The sequence below is a fragment of the Hydrogenophilus thermoluteolus genome (genome assembly GCF_003574215.1).
Lineage (GTDB): Bacteria > Pseudomonadota > Gammaproteobacteria > Burkholderiales > Rhodocyclaceae > Hydrogenophilus > Hydrogenophilus thermoluteolus.
The window spans coordinates 991764-1008724 of sequence record NZ_AP018558.1; the positions used below are offsets into that span (position 1 = coordinate 991764).

Annotated in this window: 18 protein-coding genes; 11 read left to right on the forward strand and 7 right to left on the reverse strand. The window is 59.4% G+C overall.

What is annotated here, in order from left to right:
- Positions 1 to 151: 151 nt before the first annotated feature.
- From HPTL_RS04765 to HPTL_RS04805, 10 genes are all read left to right on the forward strand, one after another.
- Complete coding sequence (locus tag HPTL_RS04765; protein WP_119334948.1) at positions 152 to 1870, forward strand: nitrite reductase; 1719 nt, start codon at positions 152 to 154, stop codon at positions 1868 to 1870.
- A gap of 12 nt (positions 1871 to 1882) precedes the next feature.
- A complete protein-coding gene (locus HPTL_RS04770; protein ID WP_119334949.1) occupies positions 1883 to 2251 on the forward strand; it encodes a c-type cytochrome in 369 nt (122 codons plus the stop codon).
- A gap of 86 nt (positions 2252 to 2337) precedes the next feature.
- Entirely contained in the window at positions 2338 to 3465 is a 1128-nt protein-coding gene (locus tag HPTL_RS04775) for a cytochrome D1 domain-containing protein (protein ID WP_408610112.1), read from the forward strand.
- A 10-nt stretch (positions 3466 to 3475) separates the two neighbouring features.
- On the forward strand, positions 3476 to 4552 hold the full coding sequence (gene ahbB, locus HPTL_RS11545; protein WP_145981789.1) for a siroheme decarboxylase subunit beta: 1077 nt from the start codon (positions 3476 to 3478) through the stop codon (positions 4550 to 4552).
- Entirely contained in the window at positions 4530 to 5612 is a 1083-nt protein-coding gene (ahbB, locus tag HPTL_RS04785; RefSeq protein WP_119334952.1) for a siroheme decarboxylase subunit beta, read from the forward strand. The genes ahbB (HPTL_RS11545) and ahbB (HPTL_RS04785) overlap by 23 nt, the downstream gene beginning before the upstream one ends.
- A gap of 23 nt (positions 5613 to 5635) precedes the next feature.
- Positions 5636 to 6832 carry a heme d1 biosynthesis radical SAM protein NirJ gene (nirJ, locus tag HPTL_RS04790; protein ID WP_119334953.1) on the forward strand — a complete coding sequence of 399 codons (1197 nt, stop codon included), beginning with the start codon at positions 5636 to 5638 and terminating at the stop codon, positions 6830 to 6832.
- Between the two features lie 12 nt (positions 6833 to 6844).
- Entirely contained in the window at positions 6845 to 8410 is a 1566-nt protein-coding gene (locus HPTL_RS04795; RefSeq protein ID WP_119334954.1) for a nitrite reductase, read from the forward strand.
- Positions 8407 to 8598, forward strand: a complete 192-nt coding sequence (locus tag HPTL_RS11360) for a hypothetical protein (RefSeq protein ID WP_197713792.1) — start codon at positions 8407 to 8409, stop codon at positions 8596 to 8598. The genes HPTL_RS04795 and HPTL_RS11360 overlap by 4 nt, the downstream gene beginning before the upstream one ends.
- Entirely contained in the window at positions 8595 to 9014 is a 420-nt protein-coding gene (locus HPTL_RS04800; RefSeq protein WP_197713793.1) for a cytochrome c oxidase subunit 3, read from the forward strand. The genes HPTL_RS11360 and HPTL_RS04800 overlap by 4 nt, the downstream gene beginning before the upstream one ends.
- A complete protein-coding gene (locus HPTL_RS04805; RefSeq protein ID WP_170141272.1) occupies positions 9011 to 9310 on the forward strand; it encodes a cytochrome C oxidase subunit IV family protein in 300 nt (99 codons plus the stop codon). Before HPTL_RS04800 ends, HPTL_RS04805 begins: the two co-directional genes overlap by 4 nt.
- Before the next feature lie 271 nt (positions 9311 to 9581).
- Here HPTL_RS04805 and HPTL_RS04810 read toward each other — a convergent pair whose 3' ends face one another.
- From HPTL_RS04810 to HPTL_RS04835, 6 genes are all read right to left on the reverse strand, one after another.
- A complete protein-coding gene (locus HPTL_RS04810; protein ID WP_119334956.1) occupies positions 9582 to 10985 on the reverse strand; it encodes a cbb3-type cytochrome c oxidase subunit I in 1404 nt (467 codons plus the stop codon).
- Between the two features lie 46 nt (positions 10986 to 11031).
- Positions 11032 to 11463, reverse strand: coding sequence for a c-type cytochrome (locus HPTL_RS04815; protein ID WP_119334957.1), 432 nt, complete (start codon positions 11461 to 11463; stop codon positions 11032 to 11034).
- An 84-nt stretch (positions 11464 to 11547) separates the two neighbouring features.
- Positions 11548 to 11949, reverse strand: a complete 402-nt coding sequence (locus HPTL_RS04820; protein WP_119334958.1) for a SirB2 family protein — start codon at positions 11947 to 11949, stop codon at positions 11548 to 11550.
- Positions 11946 to 13268, reverse strand: coding sequence for a hypothetical protein (locus tag HPTL_RS04825; RefSeq protein ID WP_119334959.1), 1323 nt, complete (start codon positions 13266 to 13268; stop codon positions 11946 to 11948). Before HPTL_RS04825 ends, HPTL_RS04820 begins: the two co-directional genes overlap by 4 nt.
- On the reverse strand, positions 13265 to 13552 hold the full coding sequence (locus HPTL_RS04830) for a DUF2249 domain-containing protein (RefSeq protein WP_119334960.1): 288 nt from the start codon (positions 13550 to 13552) through the stop codon (positions 13265 to 13267). Before HPTL_RS04830 ends, HPTL_RS04825 begins: the two co-directional genes overlap by 4 nt.
- A complete protein-coding gene (locus HPTL_RS04835) occupies positions 13549 to 13974 on the reverse strand; it encodes a hemerythrin domain-containing protein (RefSeq protein WP_119334961.1) in 426 nt (141 codons plus the stop codon). The genes HPTL_RS04830 and HPTL_RS04835 overlap by 4 nt, the downstream gene beginning before the upstream one ends.
- A 155-nt stretch (positions 13975 to 14129) precedes the next feature.
- Here HPTL_RS04835 and HPTL_RS04840 point away from each other — a divergent pair, with 155 nt between their 5' ends.
- Complete coding sequence (locus HPTL_RS04840) at positions 14130 to 15482, forward strand: UDP-glucose dehydrogenase family protein (RefSeq protein ID WP_119334962.1); 1353 nt, start codon at positions 14130 to 14132, stop codon at positions 15480 to 15482.
- Positions 15483 to 15593: 111 nt separating this feature from the next.
- On the opposite strand, the gene HPTL_RS04845 is transcribed toward HPTL_RS04840, so the two are convergent.
- Positions 15594 to 16865, reverse strand: coding sequence for an O-acetylhomoserine aminocarboxypropyltransferase/cysteine synthase family protein (locus HPTL_RS04845; protein ID WP_119334963.1), 1272 nt, complete (start codon positions 16863 to 16865; stop codon positions 15594 to 15596).
- Positions 16866 to 16961 lie beyond the last annotated feature (96 nt).

Sequence of the window (16961 nt, forward strand, 5' to 3'; positions counted from 1 at the left end):
ACGCAGGCGTTCTGTCCCTGCCTTGAGCTGCAACAGTTTTACCAAAACCTGAAAAATTGACAGGGATCAAGGCAAAGCAGACGCAGAAGCGCTAAAGTGCCCCATGCCATACCTTCATTGGGAAGGTGGCTTTCGTGGAATTAGGGGAGTAATGACCATGAGGATGAAGACCTTGACATTGGCACTGCTGGCGCTGCCTTGGGCAACCAGTGTCGCGTTTGCGCAGCATAAGGATGTATCGAAACCGGAAGTGAACTACCAAGCGGGCGGCTCTTCGTTGCAAGGCGTCGAGATGCACCAGGACATCAATCCGAAGGCGCCGCCAATGACGAAGGCGGAGTTCGAAAAAGCGCGTAAGATCTATTTCGAGCGCTGCGCCGGTTGCCACGGCGTGCTGCGCAAAGGGGCGACCGGGAAACCGCTGACACCCGACATCACCCTCGAAAAGGGAATACCTTATCTGGAAACGTTCATCAAATATGGGTCACCCGCCGGGATGCCCAACTGGGGAACGTCGGGTGAGCTCACCGACGAAGAGGTCAATCTCATGGCGCGTTACATCCAGCAGACCCCGCCGCAACCGCCGGAGTTTGGCCTCGCTGAGATGAAAGCGACCTGGAAAGTGATCGTTCCGCCCGAGAAGCGGCCAACGAAGAAGATGAACAACTACAATCTGGACAACCTCTTCTCGGTGACGTTGCGTGACGTTGGGAGGGTGGCGCTCATCGACGGGGATACCAAGAAGATCATCAACATCGTCCCCACGGGCTACGCGGTACATATCTCGCGCCTTTCCGCCTCGGGTCGGTACCTCTACGTAATCGGGCGCGACGCCAAGATCAACATGATCGACCTGTGGATGGAGAAGCCCGACAACGTCGCAGAGATTCGCATCGGTCTGGAGGCGCGTTCGGTCGAAACCTCCAAGTTCAAAGGGTATGAAGACAAGTACGCAATTGCGGGCTCCTACTGGCCGCCGCAATACGTGATCATGGACGCGGATACCTTGGAACCCCTCAAGATCGTCTCGACGCGCGGGATGACGGTCGACACGCAAGAGTATCATCCCGAACCGCGCGTTGCGTCGATCGTCGCGAGCCACTTCCGGCCGGAGTTCGTCGTCAATATCAAAGAGACCGGGAAGACCCACCTGGTCGACTATTCCGATATCGACAACCTGAAGATCACCGAGATTCCGCTCGCGCGATTCTTGCATGACGGTGGTTGGGACGCCTCGAAGCGCTACTTCCTCGTCGCGGCGAACAAGTCGAACAAGATCGCGGTAATCGACGCGAAAGAGGGTAAGCGCGTCGCGCTGATCGATGTCGGCAATATCCCGCACCCGGGCCGTGGCGCGAACTTCGTCGATCCGAAGTACGGACCGGTATGGGCAACGGGACATTTGGGTGACGAAACGATCGCGGTGATCGGTACCGACCCCGAGAAACACCCGCAGTATGCGTGGAAGGTGGTGCGCACCCTCAAGGGGCAAGGCGGGGGGAACCTCTTCATCAAGACCCATCCGAAGTCGAAGCACCTCTACGTCGATACGCCGCTCAACCCCGATCCGAAGGTATCGCAGTCGGTTGCGGTTTTCGATCTCACCAACCTCGACGCGCCGCCGAAGATTTTGCCGATCGCCGAATGGGCCGGTTTGGATGACGATGGAGCCAAACGTGTGGTTCAGCCGGAATTCAACAAAGATGGCGACGAAGTGTGGTTCTCGGTCTGGTCGGCGAAAGACAAGAAATCGGCAATCGTCGTGGTCGACGACAAAACGCTGCAACCGAAAGCGGTGATCCAAGATCCGGCATTGATCACACCGACGGGCCACTTCAACGTCTACAATACGCAACACGACATCTACTGAGCGGTATGCGCGATGGTGGCGAAGCAAAGCAATTTGGCTATCGTGCATTTTGCTGCGCAGGCCATCGCGCTGCTCGCACTGCCTATTGCACACGCTGGTGCGGGCGATGTGATCTCGCCCGCGCCCACATCTGAGCGCCAGCGCGCGATCGTCCATCTGGTGCGCCAGGACTGTGGCGCGTGTCACGGAATGACCCTGCAGGGCGGGTTAGGGCCGCCGTTGACGCCCGAAGCGTTGGCGGAAAAGCCGACGGAGAGTTTGGTGGCGACGATCTGCCAAGGTCGCGCTGGAACGCCAATGCCCCCTTTTGCCCCTTTTCTTTCTGAGGATGAAGCAAGATGGATCGTCGAACGCCTGAAGCAGGGCTTTCCCAGCGAATGAAACGGGTTGCCCTACTCCTGCAAGCAACCCTTTTGTTTTTCGGGGGTGCGCTTGGGACACACGCGCACGAATCTGGTGGGCACGATATGCTCGGCGCCTCGGTTTTGGCGTTACCCACTGGGGATCTTGGCGTCGTGATCGAACGTGCAACCGGCAGTGTATTGTTGGTGGCGCATTCACAACCCCGCATCATCAAGCGTCTGGAAGGATTGGGCGATCTTTCGCACGCTTCGGTGGTCTTCTCCCGTGATCAACGCTATGCCTATCTTTTTGGCCGTGACGGTGCGCTCACGCAGATCGACTTGCTGACGCAGCAGGTCAAGAAACGGGTTGCGCAGGCGACGAACAGCATCGGCGGTGCGGTTTCCAGTGACGGCAAACTTGTGGTGGCGCAAAATTACGCGCCGGGAGGTATCAAAGCGTTCGACGCCGAGACGCTGGCGTTGGTCGCCGATATTCCTGCGCAACCCGGCGCAACGGGAGCACCTTCGAAAGTCGTTGGGTTGGCCGACTTGCCGGGGCGGCGTTTTGCCTACGCGCTCTTCGATGCCAACGCGCTCTGTTTGACCGATCTCTCCAATCTGGCGCAACCGAAAACCGAATGCCACCTCGCTGGAAAACAGCCTTACGACGGCTTGGTCTCCAACGACGGCCGGTTCTACCTGGCGGGCCTGTTTGGTGAAGACGGCATCGCATTCTACGACGATCTCTACCCGGAACGGGGGGTGCAAAAGATCCTTGCGGGGTATGGCCGCGGCGAACAGCCGTTACCGGTATATAAGATGCCCCATCTCCGCGGTTGGGCGGTCGCCGGAGATTTTGCGTTCTTGCCGGCGATCGGTCGGCACGAAGTGTTGGTGGTCGATACCCGCACCTGGCAGGAAGTCGGTCGCGTGCCGGTCAAAGGGCAACCCGTTTTCGCGGTTGCGCGTCCTGATGGGCGTGAAGTTTGGGTCAATTTCGCTTTCCCTGATAACGGTTGGGTGCAGGTGATCGACCGCAAGACGCTTGCGGTGACCCATACCTTTTCACCGGGAGAGGCGGTGCTCCATCTCGAGTTTACGCCAAAGGGTGATCAAGTTTGGGTCTCGGCACGCGACAGCAACGCGGTGGTGGTTTATGACACCTCGACCAAAACGGAGGTTGCGCGGCTTCCTGCCCGTGCTCCGAGCGGGATCTTTTTTACCTATCTCGCTGCGCTGTTCGGTCGGTGAGGGGAAAGGCGTGACCAGTTATCTCAGTGCGGACCGAAGTGTGCAGATCCTTCTCTCCTCCGGGTGTAACCCCTCGGCAGATGACCTCGTATCGACTTGGACGCTTCACCTCGTCAATGCGTGGCAGCGTGGTTTTCCGCTGGTTTCGCGGCCATTTGCCGAAATCGCGAAAGCGCACGGCGCATCGGAAGCCGAAGTTCGATCTGCTTTTTGCAGCGCCAAAGCGAACGGATGGATCGATCGGATCGGCCCGGTTTGGGCGCCGCGGACCGTCGGATGGAGCACTCTTGCTGCTGCCCCCGTCCCCGCGGAGCGGCTGCACGAAGCGGGTTCGATCATCGCGCGCTACCCGGAAATCAACCACAACTATGCCCGTAGCGGCGCCGAACTCAACTTGTGGTTCGTACTGACCGCCCCCACCGAAAACGCGGGTCGATCGCTTTTGGTAACCCTCAGTCAGGAAATCGGCGCCCCGATCTACCTTTTTCCGCTGGTACGCGAATACCACATCGACCTAGGGTTCGACTTCGTCCAAGGGGGCAAGGCGCAAGCGCGCGAACGCGTGCCGAAGACACCGTGCGACCGCTGGCGTACACAGGCGTTGTCCAAACGGGAACAGCAATTATTTGCGATTCTGAGTGAGGGATTGCCGCTCGTTCCCCAACCGTATCGGCAGATCGCCGAGCAATGCGGTTGCGTGGAAAGCGACGTGGTGCAGCAGATTGCGCACTGGCTCGCCGAAGGGACGATGCGCCGTTTCGGTGCCGTGGTTCGTCATCGGGCGTTGGGATGGACGGCCAATGCGATGGCGGTCTGGGCCGTGCCGCCGGCATTGGTGGACGAACTGGGGGTGCAACTGGCTGCAGAGCCGGAGGTGCATCTCTGCTATCGACGCGAACCGGTGCCCGAAGTCTGGCCTTATACACTCTATGCGATGGTCCACGGCAGCGATTCGACCCACGTTGCGCAAGTGGTCTCAGCGATCCAGCGCCGCTTGGCACTCGACCGTTTTTCCCATCGACTGCTCTTTAGTACCCACTGCTTCAAACAGACCGGAGCGCGCTATGTCCGTTCCCGCGCCGCATGAGCTGTGCGAACGTGAGCGACTCCTCCTTTGGGCGCTTCAAGATCATCTGCCTTTGGCAACGCGCCCGTTTGCGCGTTGGGCTGAATGGCTCGGGATGCCTGAAAGGGCGATTGCCGCGCAGATTGCCCAATGGTTGCAGGAGGGGTTGATTACCCGGTTTGGTCCGTTCATTCAAGTCGAGCGCAGCGGTGGCGCGTTCGTCCTCGCGGCGGTTGCTGCGCCTGAATCGGCGCTGGAGCAGACGATTGCGGCGATCAATGCGTTTCCCGAAGTGGCCCACCACTATCTGCGCACCCATTTGCTCAACTGTTGGTTTGTGATCGCTTGTGAAAACGAGCGCGCGGTGACGGGGGTTGCGCGGGTGATAGAGCAGGCAACCGGATATCGGGTTTGGCTCTTCCCCAAAGAGCGTGAATATTTCGTCCGTTTGCGTTTGCTGCCGTGGACGCCGCAAACGGCCCCTGACGAGGTTACATTGGCGGACTGGTCGGGACTCCTGGCGCAAACGCGGCCGACAGAACCCTCGGAAACGTCCCAAACGGAAGGGATGGTGCCGCGCCCTTTGTCGGCGCGCGAACGGGCGTTGCTCATCGCGACGCAAGCCGGGTTACCGTGTGTCGTCGAACCGTTTCGCACCGTCGCAGACCACCTGGGGTGGCGGGAAAACGAGGTGATCGATACCTTTTCCGCGCTGATTGCACGCGGCGTGGTTCGTCGTCTGGGCATCGCGGTCAATCATTACGCATTGGGTTATCGTGCGAATGCGATGTGCGTCTGGGATGTCGCCGACGAAGCAGTGGACGCGGTCGGATCCTGGCTGGCGGCAACCGGTGCGGTCAGTCATTGTTACCGGCGACCGCGCCATCTGCCCCATTGGCGCTTCAATCTCTTTGCGATGTTGCACGGTCGCACGCGGGATGAAGTGGAAGCGCAACGTGCGCGGCTGATCGAGGCCTGTCACCAGCGCTTTCCCCAGGCGCTCACGGCACACGATGCGCTCTATTCGACACGGATTCTGAAAAAAAGCGGCGTTCGCCTGCGCCCAACAGCGATCGCGTAAATAGTCCCCCAAGGAGCCCAAAAATGTTTCGCATTTCCGCTTTCATTGCTGAACTCTTCGAACCGACACCCGTTCGGGAGCGCCGTCGCTTGCCTGGGCCCGTCGTGATCTGGAACCTCATTCGCCGCTGTAATTTGCTGTGTGCCCACTGTTATTCGCTTTCCGCCGACACCGATTTTCGCGGCGAACTGACCACGGAAGAGGCGCTTGCGGTGATCGATGACTTGGCCGCGATGCGTGTGCCGGCGTTGATCCTTTCCGGCGGGGAGCCGCTTTTGCGTCCCGATCTCTTTCTCCTGGCCGATTACGCCAAGGAGAAAGGACTTTACACAGCGCTTTCCACCAACGGGACGTTGATCGACGACGCGATGGCCGAGCGGATTGCCGCGACCCATTTCGACTATGTCGGCATCAGCCTCGATGGCCTCGGGGAAACGCATGACCGTTTTCGGCGCAAAGCAGGAGCGTTCGATGCGTCCCAACGAGCGCTCTTGGCTTTACGTGACCTGGGGGTGAAGGTGGGGGTGCGCTACACGATGACCGAGGACAACGCGCACGATTTCGTACCCCTGCTCGATTGGGTTGCCGAGGCAGAGATTCCGCGCTTTTATTTCTCACACCTCAATTACGCCGGGCGGGGCAAAAAAAATCGCGGGCGTGATGCGGTTGCCCAAACGACGCGCCGCGCCCTTACGACCCTTTTCGAACGGGCGCTTGCCGATTATCGTGCTGGAACGGGCCGGGAATACACCACAGGCAACCACGATGCCGACGGTCCGTTCTTTCTCTTGTGGGTGCAGGCCAATTTCCCTGAGCGTGCCGAGCATATCGCTGCGAAGCTGCGTCAATGGGGGGGCAACGCCAGTGGCGAAAACATTGCCAATATCGACAACTTAGGGAACGTTCATCCCGATACGATGTGGTGGCATGTCACGCTGGGCAACGTGCGCCACCGCCCATTCTCGGCGATTTGGCGCGATGAAACCCATCCGTTGCTTGCGGCATTGCGTCGCTATCCACGTGCGATCAGCGGGCGTTGTGGTGCGTGTCGTTATTTGTCGCTCTGCAACGGCAGCTCTCGGGTTCGCGCCGAAATGGCCGCCGGTGACCTGTGGAGCGAAGACCCCGCATGCTATCTGAGCGACGAAGAGGTGGGGGTGACTCCGAGTTCGGGCGGCGTTGCTGCGCAGTCCAAAACCGCTGAGCTTGTGACGCACTAAGGGGCGAATCCGATGACGCTGCGAACGAAAAAGAAAGCGGTAGCGATCGTGCTGGCATTATGGGTTTTTGGCCATCCCCCGTCGCTTTTCGCGCAAGGGCCAGAAGCCCTGTATCGTGATCTGTGTGCGCAGTGTCATGGTCGTGACCGTACCGGTGGCTTGGGTCCTGCGCTGTTGCCCGAGAGTGTGGAGCGGCTGCGGTTGCCGAACGTGGTCGATGTGATCGCGAAGGGGCGCTTGGCAACGCAAATGCCAGCATTTGCTGGGCAACTGACGCCGGAGCAGATCACGTCGCTGGCCCAATGGCTGAAGACCGCCCCAGCCGAGATCCCGGAATTTACGTTGGCAACGATGCGGGCAACCCACTGGTCGAAACCGGTGTTGCCGCTCGACGGCCCGAAGGATGGGGGAGACCGTTGGAACCGTTTCGTGGTGGTCGAGCAAGGTGACCACCATTTGACGGTGCTCGATGGAGAACGATTCCAGGTCTTGGCTCGGCTACGTACCCACTACGCCGTGCATGGTGGACCCAAATTTTCACCGGATGGGCGTTTCGTCACGGTTGCCTCTCGAGACGGCTGGGTCGAGAAATTCGACCTCTGGGCGTTGGAGAAGGTGGCAGAGATCCGCGTCGCGGTCAATACCCGCAACGTCGCGGTCTCCAGCGATGGTTGTTATGTCGCGGTGGCAAACACCCTGCCCGAAACCCTCGTGATCTTGGACAGCAACCTGGCACCGATCAAAATCCTGCCTGGGCAAAGTCTTGACCGCAAAGAGCATTCGCGGCTTTCCGCAGTCTATGACGCGCCGCCACGCAAGAGTTTCATCGTCGCCTTCAAAGAGATGCCCGAGTTGTGGGAAGTGAGTTACGATGAGGCAGCCGAACCGGTTTTCGACGGCTTGGTCCATGATCACAAAATGGCGGAAGGCTTGGCCGTGCCGGGGTTTCTCCATCCGAAGCGGACCCGTCTTCCCGCGGTACTGGATGACTTCTTCTTTGCGCCGGGGTACCGCAATCTGATCGGCGCGTCCCGAAGCGGGGAGAGTTTCGTGGTCAATCTCGATGTTCGGCAGGCGATTGCGTCACTGCCACTCGAAGGCATGCCCCATTTGGGGTCGGGCATTACGTTCGAGTACGCCGGTCGGCGGGTCATGGCAACCACCAATTTGCGCCGTGCCGAACTTTCGGTGATCGACCTCGATCGGTGGGCGTTGGTGAAATCGGTACCGCTTTGTGGTCCGGGCTTTTTCGTCCGAAGCCATGAAAAGAGCCGGTATCTCTTCGTCGATTCGATGATGGCGCCGAACTGTCGCGATACCCTCACCGTGATCGACAAAACCACACTAGAAGTCGTCAAAACACTACGCCCGAAACCCGGTAAGACGTTTGCCCACGTGGAATTTACCGCTGATGGACGCTATGCGCTGGCGAGTGTGATGGAACCGGCGCCGGATGGCGCGCTTTTGGTGATCGACACCGAGTCGCTCGAGGTGGTGCGTGAGATTCCGGCGCACAAGCCGATCGGGAAATACAACGCCTGGAACAAGGTGCATCGTTCCGAAGGAACCAGTTGGTGACTGGGGAACAACCCGTCGCAACGCAAAAGGCCCTCTATCCGCCGGGTGACTTGGCGATCTGGTTCTTCATTTTTGCCGAGTTGAGCGCGTTTTTTGCCCTTTTCGTCACCTATGCGGCGAGTTATCGCGGTCACTATGAACTCTTTGCGACGATGCAACAAACCCTGGATCCGGAGTGGGGGCGGTGAATACGGTTTTGCTTCTGGTGGGCAGTTGGGCGGTTGCCCGGGGCGTGGTGGCAGCAGAGTCGTTGCCGCAACAAAAAGCAGCGCGCCCGGTGGGCGCATGGTTGCTTGTCGCGACCCTCTGTGGGGTGGGATTCCTGGTCAGCAAAGGGGTGGAATATGCCGCGAAATATCGCGCCGGGATCGACCTCGACACCAACCTCTTTTATACCTTCTACTATTCGCTGACCGCTTTTCACGCTATGCATGTGGTGTTGGGGGTCGTGATCTTGACGATCGTCACGGTGAAAGCAGCGCGTGGGGCGTACCACATGGGCGCAACGGTGGGGATCGAGACCGCAGCCAGTTATTGGCATATGGTTGATCTGGTATGGCTTATCCTCTTTCCGCTCCTTTACCTTCTGGCGATTCCGGCATGAAAAACGCGAAGAAAAACCCTGCAGTAGCAAAGCGCAGTCGCCTGATCGATGTCACCGCGCTGGTCTTACTTGTCGCCACGGTGGGAGCTGCCGCCCTGAGCGAATGGGGGCGGCATCAGGTTGCTGGCGAATGGCTCTCGCACCTCCTCTTACTCTTGGCGGTGGGTAAAGGGTTGGCGGTGGTCGATGTCTTCATGGACCTTCGTTCGGTAGTGTGGCGTTGGCGGGGACTGATCTGGGCATGGGTAGCCGGTGTCGTCGCCATTTGCGGCGTACTGATCCTGGGCAAAAGCTGAGAGCGTTTGTGTATTGTGTGTTGTAGGAGGAACCCATGTTTGAGTTTCTTTTCAGGAGAAAGAGTGCGGGTCAGATGCAGCCTAAGCAATCCGAACCGCAGCTGCATCAAGGGACAGCGCCAGGTACTCATCTGCACTACGATCCCAGCCTCGTGCCGTCACTGATGGCCGATCACCGCAAGTTATTCGAAATCTTCGGGTGTGCATAAAAAAAGCCCCGGTCGGCAGTGCCAGCCGGGGTCAATTCCCACGATAGGAGAGCCCAACTCGGTTATGCCGACGCCTCTTGGGCGAGCGGTCGATATTCGGGTGAACCTTCCACGCCTTTGAAGAAGCTGGTGATGTAGGCGAGCAGGCCGGCGAAGAACGCGACGCCCGCGATCACGCGCAACCAGTAGAAGAGCGCGAGTTGCTCTTGCACCTCCATGAAGGGGAGCGGATTCGCGCCCATGCGTTGCAGCCACACTTGGAGGATCCCCGCGGCGGTGAGGAAGAGCGCGATGAAGGTCATCGAGATGGTCATCACCCAGAATCCCCACATCTCGAGCACTTGCGAACGGTTGCCGTTGGCTTCGCGACCGTTCAATTTCGGCCAGACGTAGGAGATCATGGTCAGCACCACCATCGCGTACGCCCCGTAGAAAGCCAGGTGACCGTGCGACGGGGTGATTTGTGTGCCGTGGGTGTAGTAATTGACGGGTGAGAGGGTATGGAGGAATCCCCAAACACCCGCGCCCAGGAAGGCCATCACACCCGTTCCCAGCGCCCAGAGCGTAGCGGCGCGGTTGGGATGGTTCCGCCGCCGACGGTTGACCATGTTGAACGCAAAGAGGGTCATCGCGAAGAACGGAATCGGTTCGAGCGCGGAGAAGACCGAGCCCCACACTTGCCAGTAGCCCGGTGTGCCGATCCAATAGTAGTGGTGCCCCGTTCCGATGATGCCGGTGACCAGGGTCAGGGTGATGATCACGTAGAGCCACTTGTCGATCACCTCGCGGTCGACCCCGGTCACTTTGATCAGGACGAACGCCAGGATCGCACCCATGATCAATTCCCAGACCCCTTCGACCCAAAGGTGCACGACCCACCACCAGTAGAATTTGTCACGGACGAGGTTATCCGGGTTGACGAAGGAGAAAAGGAAGAAGATCGCCAGCCCCCAAAGCCCGAGCAGCAGCACCGAGCTGATCGCGGTTTTACGTCCTTTGAGGAAGGTCATGCTGAGGTTATATAGGAACGAAAGCGCGACCAAGACGATCCCGATCTTGGTGATCGTCGGTTGCTCCAGGAATTCACGCCCCATCGTCGGCAGGACGTCGTTGCCGGTCATCTCGGCCAGCTTCGCGTACGGAACCAGCAGATAGCCCAATACGGTGAGTGCGGCTGCGACGAGGAAGATCCAGAAGGTGGCGATCGCCAGCTTCGGAGCATGCAGTTCGCGTTCCGCCTCTTCAGGGACGAGGTAGTAGGCGGCACCCATGAACCCCATCAACAACCAGACGATCAGCGCGTTGGTATGGACCATGCGCGCCACGTTGAAGGGAATTGCCGGGAAGAGAAAATCGCCGACGACGTACTGAATGCCCATGATCAGGCCAAAGAGCACCTGCGCGACGAAGAGCGCGATCGCCGCGACGAAGTAGGGCTTGGCCACCGCTTGTGATTGGTACTTCATGAGAAGGTCCTCCTGATGGATTCGTTATCGGCAAAAGAACGGATCGTCAACCCTCGATGTTGGGCGGCCAGCCGTTGGTATCGATCTCCGAGGCGTAACGGAGGAATTCCACCAACGCGTCGAGCTCTTCCTCGGTGAGGTTGAACTGCGGCATTTGGCGCCGCCCCGGTGTGCCGGTCGGTTGTGCCTTGATCCAAGCCTTGATGAACTCAGGACCCCGCCGTTTGTAGACGTTGCCGAGTTCCGGCGCGAAGTAGGCGCCTTCCCCCAAAAGCGTGTGGCAGCCGATGCAGTTGTTTTCTTCCCAAACCCGTTTGCCTACGGCTACTTGGGGGTTGGCTTCGAGCAACGCACGGGCGTCACGCTGCGGCAACGCGCTTTCGGTATGGAACGTCAGCGCGAGAAAGAGCAAAAAAGAAAAAAGGGCGCCGCCATAGAAAATATTGCGGGCCGTTGTCGTGGAAAAGGTACTACTCATCATTTGGCTCCTTGTCACAAAACCCGACAATGGGTTGGCAAGGAGCAGTCTAATGATTCGTGCGGAAAGATGCCTTGACCCGCGTCAATTTATGGCAAAGCGTGGTGTCAGCCAACTGAGTGGGTGGTGGTAGATTGCAGTGCCGACGAGCATCGCAACGCACACCAACGCCACGACGCATGCACACCACTGTCCGCGACGTGTCTGCGCGCGTTTGAGCGCAAAGTGCCCTGCGATGATGTAGGCGAGTAACCAAAAGAATTTCGCCGTCAACCACGGGGTGATGAAGGGGTATTGGCCGATCATCGCTGCCATTCCGAGCCCAGAAGTCAGCAGTAGGGTGTCGTTGATGTGGGGAAGGACGCGGGCGAGCGGCGTGTGCAGCCAAGGATGGGAGCGAAGCCTCCAGGTAAAGCGAAGGAGAAACCCTACGATCGTGAGCGTAACGGTGGTGAGATGCAGGTGTTTGAGCAGAATGTAACTCATGACGTAGCGATTTGAGCGGATTCTGTGGGGTCGAGATGTTTCCGTTCCCATTCGTTGAAGAGTTGCCACGCGTGCCAGAGGATGCGCGCGAGTTGCACTGCCGTGGCAATCACCGCGATGCCCGCAACGCGGCTCATCGGTTCCGGCAGGAAAACGGCGGCGAAAAGAAGCAAAAGCGTTGCCAGCCAGAGCCAACGCAACCGTTCGCCTTCCTTTTCCGGGGTGATCTTGAGCATCGTCGGCGGAAAACCTTTGCGGTTGGGCATCTGTTGGATGTTGAGCCAGGTAAGGAAGGGAATGATCTTGATCCACATCGCGCAGATCACCCCGGCGAATCCGCCCCAGAAGACCATGATGCCGACAAGGAATGGAGAAAACTCAGGCAAAGTGGCACTGGCAAAGGCCATCGCCACGGCAAGACATAGGGCGATCATCGCGCTCCGCCAAAGGTGCCCTGTGGTCTCCCGTTTTTTGCGTTTGCTGCGATCTTGCAGGGCGAGCGTTTGTGCCGCGAATGCCCACGCCAACCAGCCAACGCCAAGGACTACCCAGAGCGGTGTCTTTTCCGGATGGATGACGCTGAAGATGAATGTGATGAGTGCGGCTCCCCAGAGCGCAGTGGTGAAGCGCCGGCGCGTGGTGGGGGGATAAACCGGCGTGAGTTGAAACATCGGGACGACGACGAACCCCACCGTGGCAACCAGCGCCAAGCCCCACAGCCCCCACGCCGCGCTCAGATGCAGCGTAACCCATTGCAGATGGTCGAAAGCGAAATGGTCTGGGGCGATGCGCTGAAGGAGGAGCAGTGCACCGAGTGTCAGCGTGAGGCCAAGCCCCGCGGCAACCCAGCGCAGATCGCGGATGCTGTCGGAAAGCGAGGGGATGCGCAGCAGCAACCACAGGGTGAGGAACGCAACTGGAGCCAGTGCGGCAAGCAGCAACGCGAGCGCAACGCCAGCGAGCGCGTGGGCGACGCTGAGCGAACCGGTCCAGAGGAAGTGCGCAGCCAACGCCAAGACCCCACCAGCAAAAGCGGCACGCGGCCAGCGGCTTCGACGCCATCGTGGGGGCCAGCTGTGCCCGGAGAGCACGGGGATGACCTGCATCAATGCGCCGACCATCACCGAACCCATGAAACCGAGCGCAAAAAGGTGGGTGAGCGCCAACGCAGCAGGATGCCAGCGACTCAAAAAGAGCTCAGATCCTTCGCTGAGGAGCAAAACGCCCGCAAGTACCAGAAAAAAAGGCGCAAGCGCAAACCAACGCATCGGCATCCGGTACGCGGGTGCGGCTTCGATACGCAGATCGGCGGTCTTCACGGAAGGGGTTTCCAGATATGTATTTCAACCGTGCCGTCGCCGTGGTCGTGGCAGGAATAGCGCCAACCCCATTCGTCCAACGCGTCGAAGAGCGGGAGAGGATGGCGATAGAGCAACAAGCGGATCCACTGGTCAGGGTGCAGCGTCTCTAACGTCTCGATGGTCCGGTTGAAGGGTTCCGGTGGCAGCCAAGTGCGGGCGTCGATCGTGACACATCCGACTTCGGTAAAGCCGGGCGGAGGTTCCGCCCAAGGCTTGTCGTGCGCTACCGCGGGATCACTCATACGGTCTCCTGAAGTTGGGTGACGAATTCGGTGCCCAAGAGTTGGTCACACATCGGGTAGAGCACGTTTTCCTCTTTGAGGTTGTGCTGCTGATTCATGATGAGTAACGTCTCGACCACACCGCGCAAATTTTCTGCATCGTGTTCGGCGACTGCGGCGTCACCTTCTGCCAGCAGTTCGCGCATCTGATCGTGTTCCATGCGCATCACGCGGGTGGGACCTTGCGTGATTCCGCTTTTCGCTTCGAACGCGGGAAAGAGGGTTTCTTCCTCCACCGCAAAGTGGCGTAAGAGTTCATCGGCGAGCGCCCGCCACGCGGTCGTGATCGCGTCCCAGTCCTCGTTGTCCAGGACGTTTTCCAACTGGGAAAAGAGCGTATCACAATGGCGGTGTTCCGCGGTGAGGTGTTCTGCGATCGACATCTTTTGGCTCCTTGAGAGAGAGCAACATCCTTGAATCGATTTTACAGGGCAAAACCGCGTTCGACTATGATTTGCATCAAGAAAGCGGAGGGAGTTGGGCGCGATTGGCGTGCGTGCCGGGTAGAATCGCAACAGGATAAAAAAAGGAGAATCGAATGAAGCTCGCAGTGATCGGAACGGGGTACGTGGGATTGGTGACGGGTGCCTGTTTTGCCGAAATGGGCAACTCGGTTTGGTGCGTCGATATCGACGCAGAGAAGATCGAGGGGTTGAAGGCGGGGCGGTTGCCGATTTACGAACCCGGACTTGATGAGATCGTCGAGCGCAATGCGCGGGAAGGTAGGTTGCACTTCACCACCCAGCTTGCGGATGCTGCCAGCGCGTGTGACCTCTTTTTCATTGCGGTAGGCACGCCGCCGCAAGAAGACGGTTCGGCCGACCTGCACCATGTGCTCGCGGTGGCGCGGCAGATCGGCGCGGTGATCGAACGCGATGCGATCGTCGTCGACAAATCGACCGTCCCAGTGGGCACTGCCGAACTCGTGAAAGCGGAGGTGGAGGCGGCGCTCGCCGCGCGCGGCAAATCGTTGGCGGTTGCGGTGGTCTCCAACCCTGAGTTCCTCAAAGAGGGTGCGGCGATCGAGGATTTCATGCGTCCCGACCGCATCGTGGTGGGCACCGACGACGAGCGGGCGCGCTCGGTGATGGCAGAGCTCTACGCGCCGTTCAACCGCAGCCATCAGCGCGTGATCTATATGGGGGTGCGCGACGCCGAAATGACCAAATACGCGGCCAATGCGATGCTCGCCACCAAAATCAGCTTCATGAACGAGATCGCGACGCTCTGTGAGCAGTACGATGTCGACGTCGAAAAGGTGCGTATCGGGATCGGGTCTGATTCGCGCATCGGCTACCATTTCATCTACCCAGGCGCGGGTTACGGCGGCTCGTGCTTCCCCAAGGATGTCAAAGCGCTCGTGCAGATGGCACGGCGCGTCGGAGTAGAACCGCTCGTGCTCGACGCGGTGGAAGCGCGCAATGCGGCGCAAAAACAGACGTTACTCAACAAGATCGTCGCGCGTTTCGGTGAATCGCTTGCTGGGCGCACGTTTGGTGTTTGGGGGCTGGCATTCAAGCCGGGCACCGACGACATGCGCGAAGCGCCGTCGATTCCGCTCATCACGGGGCTCATCGAACGGGGCGCGTGTGTGAAGGCCTACGATCCGGTGGCGATTGCGAACGCTCAGAAGGTATTTCCGCAGGATTGGCAAACCGAAGAACGGCTCATTTTCACGACGCACCAGTATGGCGCACTCGAAGGGGCGGATGCGATGGTGCTCGTCACCGAATGGAAGCCGTTCCGCCACCCTGACTTCGAGGCGGTGAAGCGGTTGCTGAAATCGCCGGCGGTGATCTTTGACGGCCGCAACCAGTACGATCCGGAGGCGCTTGCGCGCGAAGGGATCGTCTATTACGGAATCGGACGGCGCAACCGCCTTGCCCAGTGAGGTGCGTCCCGAATAGGCCGCTGGTTGTGTGCAAAGTCCGGTAAGCGGTCGTGGTGATGCCCCTTTTGGCTGCGCACGCAGCCAAAAGGGGGTGACGGTCTGAAAGCGCCGTTACGCAGCGGCAAGGGCTTGATCGAGGTCTTCGATCAGGTCGTCGACGTGTTCGATCCCGATCGAAAGCCGGATCATGTCCTCACTGACACCTGCTTTTTCGAGCTCTTCCGGTGCCAGCTGACGGTGGGTGGTCGATGCCGGGTGGCACGCGAGCGACTTGCAGTCGCCGATATTGACCAGCCGCGTGAAGAGTTTGAGCGCGTCTTGAAAGCGGGCGCCCGCTTCTCGTCCCCCTTTGACGCCGAAATTGAGGATGCCCGAAGCGCGCCCGTTCATGTATTTCTGCACGAGCGGATAGCTGGGGTGGTCGGGAAGCCCGGCGTAGTTGACCCACGCCACTTTCGGGTGGTTTTTCAGGAATTCGGCAATCTGAACGGCGTTTTCGCAGATGCGGTCCATTCGCACGGCGAGCGTTTCGATGCCTTGCAGGATGAGGAACGCGTTGAACGGGCTGATTGCCGCGCCCATATTGCGCAGCGGCACCACGCGCGTGCGCCCGATATAGGCGGCCGGCCCCAGCGCTTCGGTATAGACCACGCCGTGGTAGGAGACGTCCGGTTCGTTGAGGCGGCGGAACTTCTCCGGGTAGTCGGCCCAGGGGAATTTGCCGCTATCGACGATGATGCCACCGAGCGTCGTTCCGTGTCCGCCCAGGTACTTGGTGAGGGCATGGACGACGATATCGGCACCATACTCGAACGGACGGCAGAGGTAAGGGGTGGGAACGGTGTTGTCGACGATCAGGGGAATCCCGTGGCGGTGCGCGATCTCTGCGAGCTGTTCGAAATCGGTGACGTTGCCGAGCGGGTTGCCGACCGATTCGCAGAAGAGCGCTTTGGTTTTGGCATCGATCAACCGTTCGAACGACGCGGGGTCACGGTAGTCGGCAAAGCGGACTTCGATGCCGAACTGCGGCAACGTGTGCGCAAAGAGGTTGTACGTACCGCCGTAGAGCGTCGAACTCGTCACGATGTTGTCGCCATTTTCGGCGATCGTGAGGATCGCGTAGGTGATCGCGGCCATCCCCGAAGCGAGCGCAAGCGCGCCAACGCCCCCTTCGAGCGCTGCAACCCGCGCTTCGAGCACCGCTTGGGTCGGGTTCATGATGCGGGTGTAGATGTTGCCTTCGACCTTGAGATCGAAAAGGTCGGCGCCGTGCTGGGTGTTGTCGAACGCATACGAGGTGGTTTGATAGATGGGTACCGCGACCGCTTTCGTCGTGGGATCGGGGGAATAGCCGGCGTGGATCAATTGCGTTTCGAGCCGCATACGTCTCTCCTCTTGACTGGTATTTCGGTGGTTGATACTTTATCATGGGAAAAAAGCGTCATGTCTTGGACGGCATCACGTGTGATAAGCATATCC

Coding starts and splice junctions, on each gene's coding strand:
- HPTL_RS04835 (WP_119334961.1), bottom strand. CDS start 13,974: ATGTCGATCGCAGAACACCTCACCGCGGAACACCGCCATTGTGATACG.
- HPTL_RS04795 (WP_119334954.1), top strand. CDS start 6,845: ATGACGCTGCGAACGAAAAAGAAAGCGGTAGCGATCGTGCTGGCATTA.
- HPTL_RS04820 (WP_119334958.1), bottom strand. CDS start 11,949: ATGAGTTACATTCTGCTCAAACACCTGCATCTCACCACCGTTACGCTC.
- HPTL_RS04815 (WP_119334957.1), bottom strand. CDS start 11,463: ATGAGTAGTACCTTTTCCACGACAACGGCCCGCAATATTTTCTATGGC.
- HPTL_RS04810 (WP_119334956.1), bottom strand. CDS start 10,985: ATGAAGTACCAATCACAAGCGGTGGCCAAGCCCTACTTCGTCGCGGCG.
- HPTL_RS04840 (WP_119334962.1), top strand. CDS start 14,130: ATGAAGCTCGCAGTGATCGGAACGGGGTACGTGGGATTGGTGACGGGT.
- ahbB (WP_119334952.1), top strand. CDS start 4,530: ATGTCCGTTCCCGCGCCGCATGAGCTGTGCGAACGTGAGCGACTCCTC.
- HPTL_RS04845 (WP_119334963.1), bottom strand. CDS start 16,865: ATGCGGCTCGAAACGCAATTGATCCACGCCGGCTATTCCCCCGATCCC.
- HPTL_RS04805 (WP_170141272.1), top strand. CDS start 9,011: ATGAAAAACGCGAAGAAAAACCCTGCAGTAGCAAAGCGCAGTCGCCTG.
- HPTL_RS04775 (WP_408610112.1), top strand. CDS start 2,338: ATGCTCGGCGCCTCGGTTTTGGCGTTACCCACTGGGGATCTTGGCGTC.
- HPTL_RS04830 (WP_119334960.1), bottom strand. CDS start 13,552: ATGAGTGATCCCGCGGTAGCGCACGACAAGCCTTGGGCGGAACCTCCG.
- HPTL_RS04765 (WP_119334948.1), top strand. CDS start 152: ATGACCATGAGGATGAAGACCTTGACATTGGCACTGCTGGCGCTGCCT.
- HPTL_RS04770 (WP_119334949.1), top strand. CDS start 1,883: ATGGTGGCGAAGCAAAGCAATTTGGCTATCGTGCATTTTGCTGCGCAG.
- nirJ (WP_119334953.1), top strand. CDS start 5,636: ATGTTTCGCATTTCCGCTTTCATTGCTGAACTCTTCGAACCGACACCC.